This is a genomic window from Streptomyces sp. NPDC102360 (assembly GCF_044766085.1).
Taxonomy (GTDB): domain Bacteria; phylum Actinomycetota; class Actinomycetes; order Streptomycetales; family Streptomycetaceae; genus Streptomyces.
Genome location: NZ_JBIWLG010000013.1, coordinates 136,809 through 158,368, shown reverse-complemented (window position 1 = coordinate 158,368; position 21,560 = coordinate 136,809). Strand labels below are relative to the sequence as shown.

General features: G+C 69.8%; 16 protein-coding genes and 1 pseudogene. 12 read left to right on the top strand and 5 right to left on the bottom strand.

The genetic code is table 11. The features are described 5' to 3' along the window. Nucleotides 1-3: 3 nt before the first annotated feature. On the bottom strand, nucleotides 4-1,071 hold the full coding sequence (locus ACIRHA_RS36070; protein WP_403854709.1) for an Lrp/AsnC family transcriptional regulator: 1,068 nt from the start codon (nucleotides 1,069-1,071) through the stop codon (nucleotides 4-6). Between the two features lie 137 nt (nucleotides 1,072-1,208). Between ACIRHA_RS36070 and ACIRHA_RS36065 the strand changes: the two genes are divergently transcribed. Together ACIRHA_RS36065 and ACIRHA_RS36060 are read left to right on the top strand one after the other, a co-directional pair. Further along, the gene (locus ACIRHA_RS36065; protein ID WP_403854706.1) at nucleotides 1,209-2,510 is read left to right on the top strand and encodes an amidohydrolase family protein; all 1,302 of its coding nucleotides are present in this window, start codon (nucleotides 1,209-1,211) and stop codon (nucleotides 2,508-2,510) included. Continuing rightward, nucleotides 2,507-4,072, top strand: a complete 1,566-nt coding sequence (locus ACIRHA_RS36060) for an AbgT family transporter (protein WP_403854703.1) — start codon at nucleotides 2,507-2,509, stop codon at nucleotides 4,070-4,072. Before ACIRHA_RS36065 ends, ACIRHA_RS36060 begins: the two co-directional genes overlap by 4 nt. Before the next feature lie 61 nt (nucleotides 4,073-4,133). On the opposite strand, the gene ACIRHA_RS36055 is transcribed toward ACIRHA_RS36060, so the two are convergent. Both ACIRHA_RS36055 and ACIRHA_RS36050 read right to left on the bottom strand, forming a co-directional pair. After that, nucleotides 4,134-4,463, bottom strand: a complete 330-nt coding sequence (locus tag ACIRHA_RS36055) for an alpha/beta fold hydrolase (protein WP_403854700.1) — start codon at nucleotides 4,461-4,463, stop codon at nucleotides 4,134-4,136. After that, complete coding sequence (locus tag ACIRHA_RS36050) at nucleotides 4,412-4,984, bottom strand: LLM class flavin-dependent oxidoreductase (RefSeq protein WP_403854697.1); 573 nt, start codon at nucleotides 4,982-4,984, stop codon at nucleotides 4,412-4,414. Before ACIRHA_RS36050 ends, ACIRHA_RS36055 begins: the two co-directional genes overlap by 52 nt. Here ACIRHA_RS36050 and ACIRHA_RS36045 point away from each other — a divergent pair. The 5 genes and pseudogenes from ACIRHA_RS36045 (at nucleotide 4,911) to ACIRHA_RS36025 (ending at nucleotide 10,934) form a co-directional block, all read left to right on the top strand. Continuing rightward, nucleotides 4,911-6,082, top strand: a pseudogene (locus ACIRHA_RS36045) (DUF6537 domain-containing protein). The gene ACIRHA_RS36050 and the pseudogene ACIRHA_RS36045 sit on opposite strands and share 74 nt — an antisense overlap. Continuing rightward, complete coding sequence (locus ACIRHA_RS36040) at nucleotides 6,055-6,258, top strand: DUF6537 domain-containing protein (RefSeq protein WP_403854694.1); 204 nt, start codon at nucleotides 6,055-6,057, stop codon at nucleotides 6,256-6,258. The pseudogene ACIRHA_RS36045 and the gene ACIRHA_RS36040 overlap by 28 nt, the downstream one beginning before the upstream one ends. A 107-nt stretch (nucleotides 6,259-6,365) precedes the next feature. After that, nucleotides 6,366-7,229, top strand: a complete 864-nt coding sequence (locus ACIRHA_RS36035; protein ID WP_403854692.1) for a hypothetical protein — start codon at nucleotides 6,366-6,368, stop codon at nucleotides 7,227-7,229. A 38-nt stretch (nucleotides 7,230-7,267) separates the two neighbouring features. Further along, a complete protein-coding gene (locus ACIRHA_RS36030) occupies nucleotides 7,268-9,313 on the top strand; it encodes an ATP-binding protein (protein ID WP_403854689.1) in 2,046 nt (681 codons plus the stop codon). After that, nucleotides 9,300-10,934, top strand: a complete 1,635-nt coding sequence (locus ACIRHA_RS36025; RefSeq protein WP_403854686.1) for a hypothetical protein — start codon at nucleotides 9,300-9,302, stop codon at nucleotides 10,932-10,934. The genes ACIRHA_RS36030 and ACIRHA_RS36025 overlap by 14 nt, the downstream gene beginning before the upstream one ends. A 16-nt stretch (nucleotides 10,935-10,950) precedes the next feature. Here the strand turns inward: ACIRHA_RS36025 and glgX are convergent, their stop codons facing one another. Beyond that, complete coding sequence (gene glgX / locus ACIRHA_RS36020) at nucleotides 10,951-13,047, bottom strand: glycogen debranching protein GlgX (RefSeq protein ID WP_403854684.1); 2,097 nt, start codon at nucleotides 13,045-13,047, stop codon at nucleotides 10,951-10,953. Continuing rightward, entirely contained in the window at nucleotides 13,044-13,553 is a 510-nt protein-coding gene (locus ACIRHA_RS36015) for a pep a2 (RefSeq protein ID WP_403854681.1), read from the bottom strand. The genes glgX and ACIRHA_RS36015 overlap by 4 nt, the downstream gene beginning before the upstream one ends. Before the next feature lie 257 nt (nucleotides 13,554-13,810). Between ACIRHA_RS36015 and ACIRHA_RS36010 the strand changes: the two genes are divergently transcribed. From ACIRHA_RS36010 to glgB, 5 genes are read left to right on the top strand one after another with little or no spacing between them, the layout of a single operon-like run. Beyond that, complete coding sequence (locus ACIRHA_RS36010; protein ID WP_403854678.1) at nucleotides 13,811-14,047, top strand: DUF5133 domain-containing protein; 237 nt, start codon at nucleotides 13,811-13,813, stop codon at nucleotides 14,045-14,047. 5 nt (nucleotides 14,048-14,052) lie between these two features. After that, nucleotides 14,053-16,041 carry an alpha-1,4-glucan--maltose-1-phosphate maltosyltransferase gene (locus ACIRHA_RS36005; RefSeq protein WP_403854956.1) on the top strand — a complete coding sequence of 663 codons (1,989 nt, stop codon included), beginning with the start codon at nucleotides 14,053-14,055 and terminating at the stop codon, nucleotides 16,039-16,041. 53 nt (nucleotides 16,042-16,094) lie between these two features. Next, complete coding sequence (gene treS, locus ACIRHA_RS36000; protein WP_403854675.1) at nucleotides 16,095-17,828, top strand: maltose alpha-D-glucosyltransferase; 1,734 nt, start codon at nucleotides 16,095-16,097, stop codon at nucleotides 17,826-17,828. After that, nucleotides 17,825-19,165, top strand: coding sequence for a phosphotransferase (locus ACIRHA_RS35995; RefSeq protein WP_403854672.1), 1,341 nt, complete (start codon nucleotides 17,825-17,827; stop codon nucleotides 19,163-19,165). The genes treS and ACIRHA_RS35995 overlap by 4 nt, the downstream gene beginning before the upstream one ends. A gap of 55 nt (nucleotides 19,166-19,220) precedes the next feature. Continuing rightward, entirely contained in the window at nucleotides 19,221-21,476 is a 2,256-nt protein-coding gene (gene glgB / locus ACIRHA_RS35990; protein ID WP_403854669.1) for a 1,4-alpha-glucan branching enzyme, read from the top strand. The last annotated feature ends 84 nt before the right edge of the window (nucleotides 21,477-21,560 follow it).

Below are 21,560 nucleotides of genomic sequence, written 5' to 3'. Positions count from 1 at the left end.
GGTTCAAGCCGTCAGCGGCACCACGCGTACGCTCCGTCCCGCGTGGTCGAGGATGCGGCCCATGTGCTTGACCGTACGCAGCACCACCGAGCGGTCGGCGACGGTCAGGCGGGGGAACCTGCGGGACAGGTGGGTCTCGAAGACGTGCACGTCATGGAGCGTGCGAAGCCATACGTCGATGAGCAGGTTGTGCGGCCCGGCGGTGATCGCGCAGGAACGCACCTCGGGCACCTCCGAGAGGGCGCGGCTCGTCTCCTCCAGGTACGGACTCGGCACGGACGCGAAGTAGGCGGCCGACAGGGGCCAGCCCGACAGCGGGCGCGCGAGGTCGCAGCGCAGGAGAACCCGTGAGGCGAGCAGGGAGTGCACACGACGGCGCACCGTGCTCAGGCTCGCCCCGCTCGCGGTCGCGAGGTCGCGCAGCGAGGCTCGGCCGTCCGTACTGAGCAGCTCCAGGAGACGGGTGTCCAGCGAGTCCCAGTGGGCGGGCGGCGCGTGCCGCGGCACGTCGGCCGGCTCCGCCTCCGCGGCAAGCCGGGAGGTCTGCGTCGCGTCCAGGCTGCGCAGCCGCCAGCGGCTGCCCTCGGTGGGCAGTCCTGTGGAGATGTGGGTACGGGTCGCCCGCACATCCGGGATCCGTTGGAACAGCTGCGTCGTCAATCGGGACAACTCGTCGAGGCCGGGCGCCTGCACGGCCGCCAGCAGGTCGCGGCCCCCGGCCGTCAGCTTGATGTTCGGCACCGCCGGTTCCGCCGCCAGTTCCCGCGCCACGTCCTCCGCGGCGCCCGGTCGCACGTCCACCTCGACGACGCCGGTGACGACGACGCGGGCGTCGGTCAGCCGCGGATACGCCGTGACCCAGGCGAGCCCGGCCGTACGCAGCCGCTGCCAACGCCGGGCCGCCGTCACCGGATTGACCCCGAGCACCTCGCCGACCAGCGCCCACGGGGCCCGCGGGTGGATCTGCAGGGCGTGCACGATGGCGCGGTCGAGTTCGTCGAGCGGCGCGAGCCGTGGCTCTGGCCCGCAGGGGGCGGCACTTTCCTGCCCGTCCCTGGGTGGCACTTTCATGCGCGCGACTGCCGAATTCCGAACGCATCCTGCACTGTCACCCGCCGAAAACGTGAGCATCCCACACTCCCCTCCAACTGGTTCCGGACCGGAATCCTGGTCCACCGACCTCGCCCGTACAGGAGTGACCGCACGCCATGACGCACGCCACCACGCACGATGCTCCCCGCGATCCGCTGCGGATCGAGCATGTCCGGCTCATCGACGGCACCGGCGCGGCCCCGGTCGACGACGCCACAGTTCTCGTGGACGCCGAGGGGATCATCACCTACGCGGGGCCCTCGGCGGAAGCGCCGCAGTCCGCTCCGCAGAATGCGATCCCGCGCGTCCGGGTCGTGGACGGCGGCGGGCGCACACTGCTGCCCGGATTCTTCGACTGCCATGTCCACATGTCGTACGCGCACGGCGCCCACCCCGGGCGGCGCGGCGAACTCGACCCGATCCTGGTCACCCTGGACACCGCCACCCGGCTCCGGAACACCCTCGACGCGGGTGTCACCACGGCCCGCGACCTGGCGGGCCTGTCGGCCGGATACCGCACGGCTCAGGAGACCGGGCGGATCGTCGGCCCGCGGCTGCAGACCGCCGTCCGCGTCATCAGCCACACCGGCGGCCACGGCGACGTACGCCTGCCCGACGGCACCGACCTGAGCGACGGCATGTCCGAACTCGCCGACACCACCGACGAGGCCCGGCTCGCCGTGCGCCGCGTCATCCGGGCGGGCGCCGACCTGGTGAAGGTGTGCGCCACCGGCGGCATGGGCAGCCCGTACGACGACCCGGACGACGAGGGCCTCTACGAGGAGGAGATCCGGGCCGTCGTCGACGAGGCCCGGCGGCACGGAGACAGGCCCGTCGCCGCCCACGCGCAGGGCAACGCGGGCATCCTCAACGCGATCCGCGGTGGTGTCACCAGCATCGAGCACGGCTACGGCATCGACGACCGGGCCATCGACATGGCGGGGGAGCGCGGCATCTTCGTCGTCCCGACGCTGTCCACGGTGTACGCGGGCATCAACAAGGAGACGATGCCGGACTACCACTACCAGAAGAAGACCCGCTGGTCCGGGCTGACCAAGGAGAACATCGCCCACGCCATCGAGCGTGGCTCACGGTTCGCGCTCGGCACCGACGCGGCCGTCGGCCCGCACGGCGTGAACCTGATGGAGCTCAGCTACCTCGTCGACCTCGGCATGGCCCCGCTGGACGCCATCGTCGCCGGCACCCGGTCCTCGGCCGAACTGCTCGGTGTCGACGACCGGTTGGGCAGTGTGACGGCCGGACGGATCGCCGACCTCGTGCTGTGCGACGGTGACCCGCTCGCCGACATCGGCGTCCTCGGCGATCCCGCCAACGTCGTGTGCGTCGTGCAGGACGGTGTCGTCCGCAAGGACCTGCTGGGCATCGCCGACGGGATCACCGAGGGGAGGCGGCCATGACATCACCGGTGACCGAGCTGCCCGCCCCGGGCCCGGGCGGCGGCGACAAGCCACGTGGTGTCGACCGGGTGCTGTCGTGGATCGAACGGGCCGGGAACGCGCTGCCCCACCCGGTCGTCCTGTTCACCGCCCTGTTCGGTGTGGTCGCCGTGGTCTCCACGGCGCTCGCCCTCGCCGATGTGTCGGTCACCGTGCCGGGCACCGACGACACCAAGCAGATCACCGGCCTGCTCACCGGTGAAGGCGTGCGCTGGCTCGTCGAGAACCTCGTCACCAACTTCGCCTCGTTCCCGCCCATCGCCGCCGTCCTGCTCATGATCATGGCGGTGGGTGTGGCGGAGAAGGCGGGCCTGCTGGAGACGGCGATGCGGGCCACACTGGCCCGCGCGCCACGCGCCTTCCTGCCGTACCTGGTGGCGCTCGTGGCCTGCCAGGCACACATGATGAGCGACGTGGCCGCCATCGTGCTGCCGCCCCTGGCCGCGGTCGTCTTCAAGAGCGCGGGCCGGCACCCGGCGGCCGGGCTCATCGGCGGATTCGCCTGCGTCACCGCGGGCTACGCGGCCGGAGCCACCATCGGTTCGCTAGACGCCCTCTACACGGGCATCACCCAGCGTGCGGTCGAGGTGCTGCCCGACTCCCACCACGTCGATGTCACCATCCTCGCCAACTACTTCTTCACCGCCACCAGCAGCCTGGCCCTCGGGCTCGTCGGAGGCTTCCTCATCAGCCGGGTGCTGGAGCCGCGGCTGCCCGTCTGGGCCGCCGCAGACGAGGAACCCGACGAAGGCGTGCACCTCACCCCCGAACAGCGCCGCGGCCTGATCCGCAGCGCCCTCGTCGTCGCCGTGTACGCGGCTGTGGTGCTGTCCCTGTGGCTGCCCGACGGTGCGCCGTTGCGGGGCGAGGGTGGCGCCCTCGTGCCGTCCCCGCTGCTCAACGGCATCGTCCCGGTCCTGTTCGGCGCGTTCCTGCTCGGGGGCATGGTCTACGGGGCCACGGCGCGCACACTCACCGGTTCCGAGGGTGTCGTCGGCGCCATGACCGACTCGGTGAAGAACATGGGCGGCTACGTCGTCATGATGTTCGTGGCCGCGCAGGTCATCGCCGTGTTCAACTGGTCCAACCTGGGCGTGCTGCTCGCCGTGAAGGCCGCCGCGCTCCTGGAGTCCATCGGGCTGACCGGCTTCGGAGCGTTGGTCGCCTTCGTCCTCCTGGTGTCGTGCCTCAACCTGGTCGTGCTCTCCGGCTCCGCACTGTGGTCACTGATCGGCCCGGTCTTCGTGCCGGCCTTCATGCTCCTGGGCATGAACCCCGCGCTCAGCCAGGCGGCGTTCCGCATCGGTGACTCGGCCACCGCCGTCATCACACCGATGAACCCGTACGTGTTCCTGGTCCTGGCCCTGCTCCAGCGCTACGAACCCGAGGCCCGCCTGGGCACGCTCATCTCCCGTCTCGCGGTGTTCGTGGTCCCGTTCATGGTGGTGTGGCTCGCCATCCTCGCGGTGTTCTACGGTTTCGATCTGCCGCTGGGGCCGGGGGCGGGCATCGGCCTCAAATGATGTACAGCAGCGCACAGTTGTGGCGCCCCACCGGACTCGGCGGGGCGCCACAGTCGTTGGCTCAGTCCTGGCCCACCCAGTCCGGCACCGTCCGCGCGAACTCCGCGGGCACCTGCTCCGGCGCTGCCACATGCCCGCCGTCCAGCACGCGTGTCCCGCAGCCGAGCGCGGCCGCGAACTTCGCCAGGGAGGGCAGCGAAAAGTGGTCATCGGGCGCGCACACGGCGAGGGTGCGCGCCGTGATGTGCGGAAGCCGCTCCTCCATGGCATAGGCGCGCACAGCCTCGTGGCCCTCCTCGACCCGGTCGAGGACCGTCAGCGCGTCGATGACGTAGCGGTTCAGGGCGGCTTCCTCGCCCGGCCGGTAGAAGCCGCTTCGCCGGTCCCACAACTCCCGCAGGTGGGAGCCGTCGGGCTTCGGGTCGACGTGATCCGCACGGCCGCGTCCCAGTCCTCCGCGTGCACGAGGTCCGGGTAAATGCCGTCGACGGCACCCGCGGGTACGTCGACGTGGATGCCGGCCAGGGCGAGGAAGGGCGCCCCGCCGTTCTGGGCGATGGAGGCGCAGATGGGCTTGAGTTGACGGGAGGCGGCCGCCACGTCGTCGGTCACGGCGCAGTACGCGGAGACGGTGAGCGGCAGGCTGTCCGCCGCCCGGCCAGCGGACTCGGCCCCCTCGCGCACGCGGGCCACGGCACCGGCGAGGGTGCGGGGCGAGACCCCGCTGAGCAGGATGACACCGTCCGCCGCCGCGCCCGTCAGGCGCAGGTTCTTCGGGCCGCTCGCCGCCAGATGGAGCGGGACCTCGGGCGCGGGATCGCGCAGCCGCGAGCAGACCGTGCCCGCCGGGCCGGGGAACTCCCGCTCCTCGCCCCTGAGGAGACCTCGCAGGAGCCCGATTCCGTCGCGCATCGACGCGGTCCTGAGCACCGCGGCATCCCTCGCCGGGCGGCACGTGCGCACCCTGGACCAGACAGGCCTGGCACAGCAGGGTGGCGATGTCGTCTCGGACGTGAAGATCAGCGACGGTGACACGGAGTCGGCCGGCAAGGCGGCAGCGGGGGAGTGCGACCTCTACCTGGGGTGCGACCTGCTGGTCGCCGCCGACCCCGTGAACCTCAAGGCAACCTACCCCGGCCGCACCGTCGCCGTCGTGTCCACCAGCGAGGTCCCCACCGGGCGAATGGTCACCGACACCTCTCAAGCCTTCCCCGACGCCGGTGACACCGCCGAGCGGATCCGCACCGCGACGCGCGCCACCGACGCCGTCCTGCTGGATGCCCGCCGCACGGCCGAAGTCCTGTTCGGCAACGGCCAGTTCGCGAACGTCCTCCTCGCCGGAGCCGCCTACCAGGCTGGAGCACTGCCGCTGCCCGCGGCCGCGATCGAGGAGGCCATCACGCTCAACGGCGCCAAGCCCGAGACGAACGTGCAGGCCTTCCGGAGCGGCCGCCAGGCCGTCGCGGAGCCGGCCGAGTTCGCTGCCGTACTGCGAGAACTCGAAAGCGCCCGGCCCGCACCCCAGGCGCCGACGTCCGACGAGGCCCGGGACCTGATCGCGAGTGTGGGCGCCGCGACGGGTTCCGAACTGGAGCGGATCGTCGCCGTACACGTCCCCGAACTGATCGTCTATCAGGACATCACCTACGCCCGGTCGTACACCGAGTGTGTTCGGCGCGTGCGCCTGGTGGAGGCGGAGCGGGTGCCGGACTCCGCCGAGTTGACGGAGGCGGTCGCCCGGCACCTGTACAAGCTCATGGCCTACAAGGACGAGTACGAAGTCGCGCGGCTGTCCCTGGACCCCGCTGCCCTCGCCGCCGCCACCGAACGTTTCGGCCCGGACGCGCGCGTGTCCTACCGCCTTCCCCCCCCGCCCTGCGCACCCTCGCCAAGACGCGACGGCTTCGCGGCACCCGCCTCGACCCCTTCGGGTATGCCCGGGTGCGGCGTGTGGAGCGCGAGCTGATCAGCGAGTCCGTGCCGTGGTCGAGGAGATCCTCCAGGCACTGACCCCGGCCACCCACGAACTCGCCGTGACCATCGCCTGCCTGCCGGACCACATTCGCGGCTACGAACAGATCAAGCTGGACAATGTGACCTTTTATCGTGACCGCCTGAATGAGATTCGGCGCGAACTCGGGAACGCCCGCCTGATACAACTCCACGGAGACTCAAGGGAGTTCTGAGGTCCCCGGGGCGTCGCAGATCTGGTGACCGGGTCGGATGGGGGGTACATTCGACTGTTCACGTACCTCGTCTCATGCCATCTGCGCCAACGGGGGTTGGGCTCACGATGACGCGCCACACGGCCTCGTTGGGCCGTCACGAAGTTCGGCTGCTGCTGTGGCTCCACGAGCAGTGCGGCCGGCAGGCCGATGTGCCGGTGCCGACCGGCGAGTTCGGGCGGCGGAAGAACATGCCCGCACTGGGGGTCGCCGCCCTCGTCGAAGCGCTCCAGGAGCGCGGCCTGGTACGGATCCAGGAGGACGGGGAGCGGCCGCCGCCGGACGCGGAGATCACCACGGCCGGCCTCGCGCAGGCGGAGCAGTTCATCGCCGATCTGGAGAACCCGGACGCGGTCAGGCGGTACACCGAGAACGCGCTGATCGCCTGGGCGTACGAGGAGAACCGGTCCGGGCGCAGCCCGCGCCTCAAGGAATTCTTCATCGCCGAGCCGTCCTCGTTCCACGGACAGGTGCTCGGGCAGGGCGTCGTCGAGGGCAGCGCCGCGTATCTGCAGCAGGCCGGGCTGCTCAGGCTCGACGGGGACGCGATGGCGGCCCGCGTCGAACTGACCGACCACGGACTGACCTGCGCGACCAGCGGCGGCGGCGACGTATCGGCGTACGTGGCCCACGAACCGGCCCCGGTGGGCCTCACCATCGGCTCGGTCACGGGCAACGTCAACGTCCTGTACGGAACCGTCGAGACGTTCAACCAGGAGACCGGCCTCAACCTGGACCCGGAGCAGATCCACCAACTCATCCGGGCCGACCGGGACTTGCGGGAGCGCGCGGGTGCCGTGCCGCCGAGCCCCCAGACGCGCACGCTCGCGGCCCGCATCCGCGCGCAGCTCACGGAGGCGCCCAACTCCACCGCCGCGCAAGCGCTGTTGCAGACCATCGGACCGATCCTGGCCAGACTGCTCGGCGGCTGAGCCGGAAGCAGGCTGAGCCAGCAGCAGGGAGGACGCGAGTGAGCAGACTGTACGGCCGGGACGCCCTCCTCGACGATCTGGTGCCACGCCTCGTGGGGTTCCAGCGCAAGGAGGGCCACGAGGACGTCGAACAGGTGCACAGGACCGATCCGCCGGCGCTGCTCCTGACCGGCCCGCACGGCCGCGGCCGCACCGCGGTCCTCGACACGCTGTACCGCTCGTACCGGGACCGCGTCCCCGTGGCCGAGGTGGACTGCGCGCAGGGCGCCGGCGCCGGCGACGGCCTCGTCGCCAACACTTCGCAGGGCGCCGACTTCCTGATCGACTCGGCGTGCGGGCTCTGTTCCCCGGTAGCGGGAGAGCGCAAGCAGCTCCAACTGCCGCGCCTGTGGACCGGAATCGTGGCCGTCAGCGCCTGGCGGTACGCCGACGCCGGAGAGCAGGAGGCCGCCCAGGACCGCGTGGGGCGGCTGCTCACCGGGTGCGGCCTGGAGCCCGAAGGCTCCGCCGGCGCGGAGAACTGGGTGCGGGACGTCAACGACCGCCTGCCCGCCGTCGTCGTCCGGGAGGAGCTCCGGCCGGTCGTGGACGCGTCCGTCACGCTGTTCACCGAGCGGTATCTGGCCAGGAAGGGGCAGGCCGACGAGGTGCTGGCCTTCTACGTGCAGCGGCCCTGGGCCCGCCGGGACGAGCCGCCCCTGTTCACCCTCTCCCGCGCCTTCCACCAGGACGGGGACCTGCGCGAAGTGGCCGAGGCCACCCTGGCCGTCGCGCTCCTGGAGGATCTGCGGGCCCGCTACGGCACCCGCTGGATGCGCTTCAACCGGCCACCGCGCCCGCTGCTCCTGCTCGACAACGTGCAGACACCCGCGGGCACCCGCCTTCTGGACCAGCTCCTCACCCACCGCGTGAAACGCGCAGGCGACCCGCTGATCGTGGTGGCCGCCGCGCGCGGCAGCGCCCGCCGCCGCTCGCTGCCCGACGCGACGCCCCGCACCCTGGAGCAGGTCACCGGCGGGGCACTCGACTGGCAACGGCCCGAGACACGTACACCGTCGGCCGGACTCATCACCATGGAACTCCCGCGCCTCGAGCGGCACGACATCGTCAGGATGCTGAGCGACGCGGCCCCGTCGCTGCGGGGTGAACTGCCGCGCGTGGTACGCCGGTTCACCCAGGGCTCGCCCCTGGGGTGCGGGCTGCTGACCGAGGCGGTACGGGCCGCTCCGAGCAGTGCGGCCACGCCGGGGCTCGACGTGGGAGCGCTGCAACTGAACGGGCAGTCGGTGACGCGGCAGATCGCGGCGCGGCTCGTGCCCGACCCCGAGCTGCGCCGCAATCTGACCCTGTTCTCCGTGGCCCGGGACAACGCCGCGGCGCGCGCCCTGGCCACCGCGTACCTGCCCGCCGACCCCGACCGCGCGGCGGTGGAGACCGCCCGGAGCCACCTGCGTGCCGAGTACGGTGCCCAGGCGCCACAGCCGTTCATCACCGACCCGTTCCTGCGCACCGTCCTCGTACTCGAACTGCGCCGCCGGCGGGCCCGGCCCACACAACAGGACCCGAGCTGGCGCGGCCTCCACGAACTGCTCCGCTCCCACCACGAGACGGCCCGCCAGCACACCGACGCCCTGCACCACGCGCTCGCGGGCGGCGACGCAGGGCACGTGGTGACAAGCCTGTACGAGCGGTTCGCGCGGCCGGGCGAGGCCGAACAGTGGCTGCGCGACCTGTGGCGGGTGGCGACGGCGCCGCATCCGCCGGATGCCACCTGGGCCAAGGACTGCTGGGACAAGGCCAGCGGAAAGAGCGGCACGGAACCCGCGGGGAACGATGTGCTGCGCTCCGTGCACCGGCTCCTGCACGCGGTGTGGCTGGCCGCCGACCCGCTGACCGCGCCGGACGAGAAACTCTGCGACCGGATCCGCTTCGACCTCGAACTTCTGTCGGGCCGTCATGTCACGGGCGCAGGCGCGCTCTTCGACGCCGCGCAGGAGTGGCACGACGACCTGCGCGAACTGCGCACCCCCGCCTCCGCCCTGCCGGCGCTCGGCCCCGAAGGGAGCCATGGTGAGCTTCACTGACGTTTTCGTCCGCCCTTTCGTCAGAGGGCGCCCGCTGCGGCGTGGTGAGAGGATCCTGGGCCGGTGGATCGCGGGCTTCGTGGCCCTCGTCCTCGTGGGCACCGCGGCGTGGATCGTCGTACCGATCCTCACCAGGAGCGACTGCCAGGACGGGCTCGAGGAGAAGGACGGCGAGTGCGTCGGCCTCGTCGACGCGACGGCACGGACGCCGGTCTTCAAGCCGGGCGAGGACGGGCCGGGCAAGCGGTTCGCCGGGCTGGTCCAGCGCATCGCCGAGGAGAACGAGCGGGTGCGGGACGTCTGGGAGAAACCCAAGGGCGCCGCCGACAAGAAGCCGTACGTGAAGGTCGCCCTGCTGCTCCCGTTCAACACCTCGAAGTCCGGGGCGATGACCGCCTCGCTCCTCGAGCGAAGCCTGGCGGGCGCCTACGCCGCGCAGCGCAACGCCAACACCTCCAGCAACAGCGTCAACTTCCAGATGCTGCTCGGCAACGTCGGCACCAACCTCGACCTGTGGAAGCCCGCCGTGGACGCGGCGGCCGGGCTCACCGGCAGCGGGAAACAGAAGGAGGGTGACTCCCCGCTGGTGGGTGTGATGGGGCTGCCCAACAGCGAGCAGGACACGCAGGACGCGGCGACCGCCCTGGCCGAGAAGAACATCCCCGCGGTCAGCGGTGTCCTCAGCTCGCCCACCATCAAGGCCAGGACGTTCTACAAGGCGCCTCCCAACAACCACAACTCCGTGCTGGCCCTTGCCCGTTACCTGAAGGGCCACCCCGGCAACGGGAAGGGCTTCCTCGTCTGGGACTCGGACGCCGACGACGACTACGTCACCAATACGAAGGCGGAACTCCTCAAACGGTTCGGTACGAAGTACCAGCTCGCGCTACGGGACCGGTCGTACATCGGCACCATGGGCCCCTACGAAGGGGCGCCCGCCGCCATGGCACCTGCCGCGTCGACGCTGTGCAAGTCGGGTGCGGACACGGTGTTCGTGGCCGGCCGGGACTGGGACCTTCCGGAGCTGGTCGAGGCGATCGCCCACGACGCCGACTGCCAGGCGCGCAAGGACAGGGCCAAGAAACCCATCCGGATCCTCCGTGTCTCCACCGGGCTCACCTCGCGGCTCACCGGAGGGGACATGCGCAAGGCGATGGCGGAGGCCAACGTCGTCACACTCAACGCCGCCCCTACCGACAACCTTTCGTGGAGCCGAGGACAGGGCGCACCCGGGCAGTATCGGACGTTCGCCACCACCGTCGCCAAGGACGCGGGCCTGAAGGGCGCCGACCTGGACGACGGCTACGCGATCATGCACTACGACGCCTTCCAGATCCTCATCAAGGGTGTCACCCAGTTCACGGACGACGAGGACAACAAGGGCCAGCTGCCCACCAAGTACGACGTCAACAGCAACATCAGCAACATGAAGGTGGGGACCGACGGCGACTGCGGGGACTGTGTGCGGGGCGCCAGCGGCGAATTCGGCTTCACCTCGGGGAACGGCAACTGGCCGGTCTGCAAGACCGTCCCGGTCATCGAGTACCCCCGCTCCGCCGCGTACCGCCCGCCGAGCCCGTTCCGGACGAGCCCGGGCAAGGGCGGGACGTGCCCGGCGTGAGGCGTTCTTCTGCCCTTCACGTGGAGTGGTGGGAGAGGACCACCAAGGAGTGCGGGTCGAGGTGGACCGCCGCTTCGGCCTTGTATTCGGACTCGTCCACGCCGTCGGGCGCCGCGGTGTCGATTCGTGTCGCCCATGAAGCGCCGTACGACGACCCCGGCAGCTGGAACTCCGTCGCGCGCCAGTAGAAGTTGAAGAGCAGCAGGAACGAGTCGTCGACGACGCTCTGTCCGCAGCTGTCCCGTTCCGTGATGGCGTCGCCGTTGAGGAAGACGGCCAAGGTGTGTGCGTCGGGGCGGGCCCAGTCCTCTTCCGTCATGACGGTCGCGTCGGGGCGCAGCCAGACCAGGTCCGGCAGTGCGTGGTCGCGGCCGTCGCCCGGGGCGGGCTCGCCGCGGAAGAAGCGGCGTTGGCGCAGGACGCGGTGGGTGGCCCGCAGTTCGATGAGGTCACGTGTGAAGGTCAGGAGCGAGGCGCGTTCGTCGTCGAGGTCCCAGTCGACCCAGGTCAGTTCGTTGTCCTGGCAGTAGGCGTTGTTGTTGCCCTGCTGGGTGCGGCCCAGTTCGTCCCCGTGGCTGAGCATCGGAACGCCTTGGGACAGCATCAGGGTCGCCAGGAGATTGCGCTGTTGGCGGGCGCGGAGTCCGAGTACGGCCGGCTCGTCGGTCGGCCCCTCCGCTCCGCAGTTCCAGGACCGGTTGTCGTTCTCACCGTCATTGTTCTGCTCGCCGTTGCCCTCGTTGTGCTTCTCGTTGTACGAGACGAGGTCCCGCAGCGTGAATCCGTCGTGGGCGGTGACGAAGTTGATGCTGGCCCGCGGACGGCGACGCTCGTGCTGGTAGAGATCGGAGGATCCGGTGAGCCGGGAGGCGAACTCGGGCAGGACCCCCTCCTGGGCCCGCCACGCGTCCCTGACGCAGTCGCGGTACTTGCCGTTCCACTCGGACCACAGCGGCGGGAAGTTGCCCACCTGGTAGCCGCCTTCGCCGAGGTCCCAGGGCTCGGCGATCAGCTTCACGCGGCTGATCACGGGGTCCTGCTGGATGAGGTCGAAGAAGGCCGACAGCCGGTCCACCTCGTGGAACTGGCGGGCCAGCGTGGCCGCGAGGTCGAAGCGGAATCCGTCGACATGACACTCGGTGACCCAGTACCGCAGTGAATCCATGAGCAACTGCAGGACGTTGGGGTGCCTCATCAGGAGACTGTTGCCGGTGCCCGTGGTGTCGTAGTAGCGGCTGAAGTCGTCCTCGGCGAGACGGTAGTACGACGCGTTGTCGATACCGCGGAAGGACAGCGTGGGACCGTTCTCGTTCCCCTCGGCCGTGTGGTTGTAGACCACGTCGAGGATCACCTCGAGGCCGGCGGCGTGCAGCGATCTGACCATGCTCTTGAATTCCGTGACCTGTTCGCCGAGAGTGCCGCCGGCGGCATAGGCGTGGTGCGGCGCGAAGAAGCCGATCGTGTTGTAGCCCCAGTAGTTGGACAGTCCGCGCTCGCGAAGGAAGCCGTCCTGCACGAACTGGTGCACGGGAAGGAGCTCGACCGCGGTCACCTTCAGCGCGGTGAGATGGTCCAGTACCGCGGGCGTGGCCAGGCCCGCATAGGTGCCCCGCAGGGCCTTCGGCACGCCGGGGTGTCCGGCGGTCAGGCCCCGCACATGTGCTTCGTAGATGACGGAGTCGGCGTAGGCATGGTCCGGAGGTGTGTCGTCCGACCAGTCGAAGGCCGGGTCGACGACCACCCCGCACAGGCCCTGCCCGTCGGCCCCCGCCGTTCCGGAGCGGTCATGGACGGCCTTGGCGTAGGGGTCCAGAAGGAACGCCGTGGGATCGCACCGGTGCCCCGAGGCAGGCTCCCAGGGGCCGTGGATGCGATAGCCGTACTGCTGGGGCGGCCCGGCGTCGGGAACGTAGCCGTGCCACACCGAACCGTAGACTTCGGGCAGTGGCACGGTGCGTTCGGCGCCATCGGCGTCCAGCAGTACCAGGTCCACACCGTCGGCCACGGCACTGAACAAGGCGAAGTTCGTGCCGTGGCCGTCGTAGGTCGCTCCGAGGGGGTAGGGGCGCCCGCTGTGCACGCGGGCCGCGTCCGCCCCCCGTCGCGCGGTCACGAAGCGGTGCCCGCTTCGACCGGCACGGACTCCGGGGCAGGACACGGGAGCGCGGACAGGGGCAGGTGGAGCGCTTCGCTCGCGTCCGGAACAGGGTGCTTGGGCACGAGGATCTCGCGCACACCGGTCCTGCTGCGCAACGAGAACCACACGATGCGCCGGACGTCCTGGGTGCAGCTGCCCCACCCGTCACTCAGGGCCGCTATCTGCGCCGAACAGTGCTGGGGAAGCCCGCGGGCGGGCTTGGCGGTCGGGTCCTCATAGGACACGGCGTTGAACAAGTGCTGCCCGTTCCACCACGCCTCGATCTCGATGTTGCTGTCGCTGCCCGGGTGTCCCTGGACGGCGAGTCCCAGCAGCAGACCGAGACCACGAGTCGCCGAGGGGGCCAGCCGCTCGAGCCCCCAGTAGCGCGTGTGCGCGGCGACTATTCGCTGGATCTGGCCGACACGCTCAGGGGTCGGCTCCACAGCGATGTGGTAGTAGCGGGGCGTTGACTGATGCATGGTTCCTGCTCCTCACTCACCGCGTAGCTCACGGCCCGATCCGGCGCGGCGGAACCGAGCGCGCGGACCGTGGGCATGGATCGCTTGAGAGTCATCGATCAGCCTGTGCGCTGTACTCCATTCGTGCAACCGGAGCGTGCCCGACCTGCCACTCTGCGTTCAACAGGACGGATCGGCGACGGCGTCGCACCATGAGTGGAGGAGCTGCCGAGGGTGACGATGTGCACCCTCTCCGTGATTGGCCCGGAGGTCACTCCATGGGGACACCACGTGTCACCGGACAGGTTGACCAGTGCCTGGTGAGCTACCGCTTCTGGGAGCGCCGGTTCCTGGCTTCTCCGGACGACCCCGGGGCGCGCGAGGGCTTCGAGCGCGCGGTCGCCGCCCTGTGCCGGGCCACGGGCGAGCGATGCGGCCGGGAGGCCGCCGAAGCGGCGCAGACCTCGGGCCGATCGCCTTCAACGTCAACCGCCGGGAAGGGTGCCATCACGTGACGACGCTGTCGAACCCTGTTGCCCCCGTTCTGGTCCCCGTCCCGATCGAGGACGTGAAGCCCTCGGTGGACGCGGGCCGACGTCCGGCCAAGGCGGTGGTGGGGGAGCGCTTCGCGGTCACGGCACTGATCTTCGTCGAGGGTGACGGGGTCCTCGGTGCCGAAGTGGTGTTGCGCGCGCCCGACGGGGGTGAGGTGAGCCGGTGGCCGATGACTCTGCTTGCTCCGGGGACGGACCGGTGGGGCGCCGAGGTGAGTTCGGAGAGCCCCGGCCGGCTGAGCTGCCGCGTGCGGGCGTGGCGCGACCCCGTGGGCACCTGGATGCGGGACGCCGCGATCAAGGTGGGCGCCGGCGTGGACTGCGAGATCACGCTGGAAGAAGGAGCCGTGCTCCTGGAGCGGGCGCTGGCACGGGCCACCAAGGATGAGACACGCGACGTACTGAGCACGGCAGTTGACGCCTTGAGCGACGCGGACCTGAGCCCGCCGGACCGGTTGGCCGCGGCCACCGCCCCCGTGGTGTGCGCCGCGTTGGAGGACGTCCCGCTGCGCGAGCGCCTGTCCGAGAGCCGGTCCTTCCCGTTGCTCGTGGAGCGGGAGCGGGCGCTGTTCGGGTCCTGGTACGAGTTCTTCCCGCGGTCCGAGGGTGCTGTCGTGAAGCCGGGTGTGCCGCCGGTGAGCGGGACGTTCCGCACGGCGGCGCGGCGGCTTCCGGCCATTGCGGCGATGGGTTTCGACGTGGTGTACCTGCCGCCCGTGCACCCCATCGGCACCACCTTTCGCAAGGGGCCCAACAACTCGCTCTCGCCCGGCCCCGATGACGTGGGGGTGCCGTGGGCGATCGGTTCGCACGAGGGCGGTCACGACGCGCTCCATCCGGACCTGGGCACCTTCGAGGACTTCGACCACTTCGTGGGCCGGGCACGAGAGTTGGGCATGGAGGTGGCCCTGGATTTCGCGTTGCAGTGCTCGCCGGATCATCCCTGGGTGCACAAGCACCCGGACTGGTTCCAGCACCGCCCGGACGGGAGCATCGCGTATGCGGAGAACCCGCCGAAGAAGTACCAGGACATCTTCCCGCTCGCCTTCGACCAGGACATGCCGGGCCTGATCGCGGAGACGGTCCGCATCCTGCGACTGTGGATGGACCACGGGGTGCGCATCTTCCGGGTCGACAACCCGCACACCAAGCCGGTCGTCTTCTGGGAGCAGGTGATCGCGGACATCAACGGCAGCGACCCGGACGTGATCTTCCTGGCGGAGGCGTTCACCCGGCCCGCGATGATGCACGCACTGGCCGCGGTCGGCTTCCAGCAGTCGTACACGTACTTCACCTGGCGCAATTCGAAGCAGGAACTCACCGAGTACGCCCGCGAGTTGAGCGGAGAAGCCGCCTCGTACATGCGGCCGAACTTCTTCGTGAACACCCCCGACATCCTGCACGCGTTCCTGCAGGACGGCGGCCGCCCGGCCTTCGAGCTGCGCGCCGTGCTCGCCGCGACGCTCTCGCCGACCTGGGGTGTCTACAGCGGCTACGAACTGTGCGAGAACACCCCGCTGCGGGCCGGAAGCGAGGAGTATCTGCACTCCGAGAAGTACCAACTGCGCCCCCGGGACTGGGAGTCGGCCGCACGCGAGGGCCGCACGATCGCCCCGCTGATCACCGAGCTCAACGCGATCCGGCGCCGCAACCCGGCCCTGCGAACGCTGCGCGGCGTGCACTTCCACCAGGCCGACCAGGACGCGGTGCTCGTGTACTCCAAGACCGCCACCACCGCACAGGGCTCGAACACGGTACTGGTGGTCGTGAACCTCGACCCGCACCACACCCAGGAGACGACGGTCCGCATCGATTGCGAGGCCCTGAACGTCCCGCCGGACAGCACCTATCGCGTGCACGACGAGCTGTCCGGCCAGACGTACACCTGGGGCTCCACCAACTACGTCTGTCTGACGCCGGGCGTGACGCCCGCACACATCTTCACCATCGGCTGAGTCAGGAAAGAGCTCTGCCGGAACCCGCATGAACAACCGAGGGAGCAACCCTCATGACAACGAACGAAAGCGTGGTGCCCGGCCGTCCGGGCATCAAGTCCCGGGACCCGGAGTGGTTCAAGCGCGCCGTCTTCTACGAGGTCCTGGTCCGCTCCTTTCATGACAGTAATGGCGACGGCGTCGGAGATCTCAAGGGCATCACGGCGAAGCTGGACTACCTGCAGTGGCTGGGCGTCGACTGCCTCTGGCTGCCGCCGTTCTTCAAGTCCCCGCTCAAGGACAATGGTTACGACGTCGCCAACTACATAGCCGCCTTGCCCGAGACAGGTCATCTGGCGGACTTCGTGGAGTTCGTGGACGCGGCGCACCAGCGCGGGATGCGTGTGATCATCGATTTCGTCATGAACCACACGAGTGATCAGCACGAGTGGTTCCAGCAGTCGCGTTCCGATCCCGAGGGGCCCTACGGCGACTATTACGTGTGGGCGGACGACGACAAGCGCTACGCGGACGCGCGGATCATCTTCGTGGACACCGAGGCCTCGAACTGGACCTTCGACCCGGTGCGCAAGCAGTACTTCTGGCACCGCTTCTTCTCCCACCAGCCGGACCTCAACTACGAGAACCCGGCCGTCCAGGAGGAGATCCTGGCCGCCCTGCGGTTCTGGCTCGACCTGGGCATCGACGGCTTCCGCCTGGACGCGGTCCCCTACCTGTACGCCGAGGAAGGCACCAACTGCGAGAACCTCCCCGCCTCGCACGCCTTCCTCAAGCGGGTCCGCAAGGAGATCGACGCCCAGTACCCCGACGTCGTTCTGCTCGCGGAGGCCAACCAGTGGCCCGAGGACGTCGTCGACTACTTCGGCGCCCCCGACACCGGCGGCGACGAATGCCACATGGCCTTCCACTTCCCCGTGATGCCCCGCATCTTCATGGCGGTACGCCGCGAGTCCCGCTACCCGGTCTCGGAGATCCTCGCGAAGACGCCGCCGATCCCGGCCGGCTGCCAGTGGGGCATCTTCCTGCGCAACCACGACGAGCTGACCCTGGAAATGGTCACCGACGAGGAACGCGACTACATGTACGCGGAGTACGCCAAGGACCCGCGGATGCGCGCCAACATCGGCATCCGCCGCCGCCTGGCCCCGCTCCTGGACAACGACCGCAACCAGATCGAACTCTTCACCGCACTCCTGCTCTCCCTGCCGGGCACGCCGATCCTCTATTACGGCGACGAGATCGGCATGGGCGACAACATCTGGCTCGGTGACCGCGACGCCGTCCGAACCCCGATGCAGTGGACCCCGGACCGCAACGCCGGCTTCTCCTCCAGCGACCCGGGAAGGCTGTTCCTGCCCACGATCATGGACCCGGTCTACGGCTACCAGGTCACCAACGTGGAAGCGTCGATGTCCTCCCCGTCCTCCCTGCTGCACTGGACCCGCCGCATGATCGAAATCCGCAAACAGAACCCCGCCTTCGGCCTCGGCTCCTACACCGAACTGCCTGCCTCGAACCCGGCAGTGCTGGCGTTCCTGCGGGAGTACAAGGATGACTTGGTGCTGTGCGTGCACAACTTCTCCCGCTTCGCGCAACCCACCGAACTGGACCTCCAGTCGTTCAACGGACGGCACCCGGTGGAACTGATCGGCGGGGTGCGCTTCCCGGCCATCGGCGAACTGCCGTATCTCCTGACCCTGGCGGGACACGGCTTCTACTGGTTCCGGCTCCGCAAGGGCCTGGGGCACACCCCACGCAGCTCCTCAGGATGGGAGCTGACGCGATGACCTCCCCCCTGATGGAAGTCGGTGAAGCACGCCCGTCGCTTCTCGGCTCCTCCCTCAACGACCTGCTCAGACACTGGCTCCCGCGCCAACGCTGGTACGCGGGCAGCGGCCGCCCCATCGCGGAGGTCTCGACGGCGTCCGCCACCGTGCTCACGGCCGAGTGCCTGCACCTACTGGTGCGAGTGAAGGAATCGGTGGACCGGGACGAGACCTATTACCAACTGATACTGGGCGCTGCCGTTGATCCGCCGCCGCGGCTGTGGCCGCACGTCCTGGGCCAGGTGGACGGCCCGGACGGCCGTTCCCTGGTGGTCTACGACGCCGTCCATGACCACCGGATCGCGGCACTGCTGCTGGACCGTATTCGTATGGGAGGCGCGCACGGAACGCTCCGCTTCGAGTCCCTCCCGCGCACGTCGATCCCGGAAGGCCTCACTCCGCGCGTCCTGGACGTGGAACAGACCAACACCTCGATCGTGTACGGCGACCGGCTCATCCTCAAGCTGTTCCGCCGCATCCAGCAGGGCGTCAACCCGGACCTGGAAGTGCCCATCAGGCTGGCCCGGTGGGGCTACCCCTGGGTACCGGCTCCCCAGGCCTGGTTCTTCGCGACCGAACCGTTCCTGGGCACCCTCGGCACGGTCCAGCCCTTCCTGACCGGAGCGACGGACGGCTGGACCCTCGCGCTGAACTCGGCGTCCACGCAAGGGGACTTCATCGAGCAGGCGTCGAGCCTGGGGCGCACCACGGGCGAACTGCACGCGGCGCTCGCCCAGGCCTTTCCCACCACGCAGCCCGCGGGGCGCCATCTGCCGTGCCTCGCCGCCGAGATGGCCCACCGGCTGAAACGCACGGTCGAGACGGTGCCTGCGCTGCGCACCCACGCCTCCGCGATCCAGCAGATCTTCGCGAACGCCGCGGCGGCACCCAGTGAGCTGTGCCTGCAACGGATACACGGGGACTTCCACCTGGGTCAGGTCCTGTGGGCGGACGGGAGCTGGCACGTGGTGGATTTCGAGGGAGAGCCCTCGCAACCCCTGCCGGAGCGCCGGTCGGACCGCTCACCGATGCGGGACGTGGTCGGAATGCTCAGGTCCTTCGACTACGCGGCGCACATGGGTGGCACACCCCGCCCGCAGTGGGCGGAGCGGTGCCGCGCCGCGTTCTGCGCCGGATACAGCAGCGCAGGAGGCTTCGAACCAGCCGGCGTACCGGCACTGCTGCGCGCATACGAGGCCGATCGCGCCGTCTACGAGGTGCTGTACGAGGCCACCCACCGCCCCGACTGGATCACCGTCCCCCTGAAGGCCGTCGCCCGCCTCGCCGCCGCACGCTGACACCGGGGCGTACCTCTGAGCCGCGCCGGCCACATGTCTCCCGAAGGAGCCGACCATGACCGTCAACGCCACCGCAGGACCCATCCCGCACAGGCGTGCACGGGCCACGTCGGGTCTCGACCGGGAGACACGTGCGGCACTGCTGCGAGGTACCCACCACGACCCGCACGACATCCTCGGAGCACACCGGACGCCGGGGGGAGTCGTCCTGCGCTGCCTGTGCCCCGATGCCATCGAGGTGGCGGTGCTCGTCGGCGGTACGACGTGGGGCCTGTCGGACGTGGGCGACGGCCTGTTCGAAGGTGAGCTTCCCCTCGCCTCCGTAAGGGACTACCGGCTGCGCGTGACCACCGCCGCAGGGGTCGTCGAGAGGGACGACCCGTATCGATTCCTGCCCGCACTGGGGGAGTTGGACCTTCATCTCATCGGCGAAGGCCGCCATGAATACCTGTGGACGGCACTGGGCGCGCACGTCCTGGAGCACCAAGGCGTTCAAGGGACGCGCTTCGCCGTGTGGGCGCCCAGGGCGCGCGGCGTGCGTCTCGTCGGCGACTTCAACCACTGGGACGGCGCCTCGGCACCCATGCGATCGCTGGGCCACTCCGGCGTGTGGGAGCTGTTCGTTCCGGGGCTCGGCGAGGGCGAGCTCTACAAGTTCGCCATCACCGGCCCCGACGGTGTCTCGCGTGAGCACGCGGACCCCATGGCACGCCGCACCGAGGAACCCCCGGCCAACTCCTCGGTCATCCATGCCTCGCACCACACCTGGCAGGACGAGGCCTGGCTGGAGCACCGCGCCGCCCGCCCCGCGCACACGTCGCCGTTCTCGGTGTACGAGGTGCACCTGTCGTCCTGGCGCCCCGGCCTCAGCTACCGCCAACTCGCCGAGCAACTTCCCGCCTACGTCAGCGACTTGGGTTTCACGCACGTGGAGTTCCTGCCCGTCGCCGAGCACCCCTTCGGCGGCTCCTGGGGCTACCAGGTCACCGGCTTCTACGCCCCCACCGCCCGCCTCGGCACCCCCGACGACTTCAAGCACCTGATCGACACCCTCCACCAGGCCGGCATCGGCGTCCTGATGGACTGGGTCCCCGCCCACTTCCCCCGCGACGACTGGGCGCTGGCCGAATTCGACGGGCGCACACTGTACGAACACGAGGACCCGCTGCGCGCCGCGCACCCCGACTGGGGCACCCTGGAATTCGACTACGGCCGCAAGGAAGTCCGCAACTTCCTCGTCGCCAACGCCCTGTACTGGTGCCAGGAATTCCACATCGACGGCCTGCGTGTCGACGCCGTCGCCTCCATGCTCTACCTCGACTACTCGCGCGAGGAGGGTCAGTGGACCCCGAACCGGTTCGGCGGCCGCGAGAACCTCGACGCCGTCGCCTTCCTCCAGGAGATGAACGCCACCCTGTACCGCCGCGTGCCCGGCGTCGTCACCATCGCCGAGGAATCCACCGCCTGGGACGGCGTCACCCGCGCCACCCACCACGAAGGCCCCGCAGTCGAAGGGAATCAAACACGCGGTGGCCTGGGCTTCGGCCTCAAATGGAACATGGGCTGGATGCACGACTCGCTCGACTACATGAGCCACGAGCCGGTGCACCGCAAGTTCCACCACAACGAAATGACGTTCTCCATGGTGTACGCCTACAGCGAGAACTATGTGCTGCCCATCTCCCACGACGAGGTCGTGCACGGCAAACGCTCACTCGTCTCCAAAATGCCCGGCGACTGGTGGCAGCAACGCGCCAACCACCGCGCGTACTTGGCCTTCATGTGGGCCCACCCCGGCAAACAACTCCTGTTCATGGGCCAGGAGTTCGCCCAGAGCGCCGAATGGTCCGAAGCCCACGGCCTGGAATGGAACCTGATCGAAGAAGGGGCCGCCGGCAGGGAGGACCATCTGGGGGTTCAACGCCTGATCACGGACCTGAACGGACGCTACACGGCACTCCCCGCCCTGTGGGAGCGCGACAGCGACCCGGCCGGCTTCCGTTGGGTCATGGCGGACAACGCGGACGACAACGTGCTCGCGTTCCTGCGTTACGCGGCCGACGGCAGCCCCCTGCTCGCCGTCTGCAACTTTTCGCCCGTGGTGCGGGAGGGGGTCCGGCTCGGTGTGCCGCGGACGGCCTCCGGCGGCTGGCGGGAGATCATCAACACCGATGCGGAGCGGTACGGCGGCGGCGGGGTCGCGGGCGGCCCTTCGCTCACCCCCGAGCCGGCTGCCTGCCACGGCCTCCCCGTCTCGCTGGAGGTGTGCCTGCCGCCGCTGGCCACCTTGTGGCTGGCACCGGCGTCTTGAGGCGACCCGACCATGGCGGCCGGGGCCTGCGAGAGGGCACTCTGGGGTGGCATCGGCCCATCTCGGGCGGACGCTGAAGATGCC

Excerpts from the sequence above, each read along its gene's own strand:
- ACIRHA_RS36070 (WP_403854709.1), bottom strand. The coding sequence starts at position 1,071 with ATGAAAGTGCCACCCAGGGACGGGCAGGAAAGTGCCGCCCCCTGCGGG.
- ACIRHA_RS36065 (WP_403854706.1), top strand. The coding sequence starts at position 1,209 with ATGACGCACGCCACCACGCACGATGCTCCCCGCGATCCGCTGCGGATC.
- ACIRHA_RS36060 (WP_403854703.1), top strand. The coding sequence starts at position 2,507 with ATGACATCACCGGTGACCGAGCTGCCCGCCCCGGGCCCGGGCGGCGGC.
- ACIRHA_RS36050 (WP_403854697.1), bottom strand. The coding sequence starts at position 4,984 with ATGCGCGACGGAATCGGGCTCCTGCGAGGTCTCCTCAGGGGCGAGGAG.
- ACIRHA_RS36035 (WP_403854692.1), top strand. The coding sequence starts at position 6,366 with ATGACGCGCCACACGGCCTCGTTGGGCCGTCACGAAGTTCGGCTGCTG.
- ACIRHA_RS36015 (WP_403854681.1), bottom strand. The coding sequence starts at position 13,553 with ATGCATCAGTCAACGCCCCGCTACTACCACATCGCTGTGGAGCCGACC.
- ACIRHA_RS36010 (WP_403854678.1), top strand. The coding sequence starts at position 13,811 with ATGGGGACACCACGTGTCACCGGACAGGTTGACCAGTGCCTGGTGAGC.
- treS (WP_403854675.1), top strand. The coding sequence starts at position 16,095 with ATGACAACGAACGAAAGCGTGGTGCCCGGCCGTCCGGGCATCAAGTCC.
- ACIRHA_RS35995 (WP_403854672.1), top strand. The coding sequence starts at position 17,825 with ATGACCTCCCCCCTGATGGAAGTCGGTGAAGCACGCCCGTCGCTTCTC.
- glgB (WP_403854669.1), top strand. The coding sequence starts at position 19,221 with ATGACCGTCAACGCCACCGCAGGACCCATCCCGCACAGGCGTGCACGG.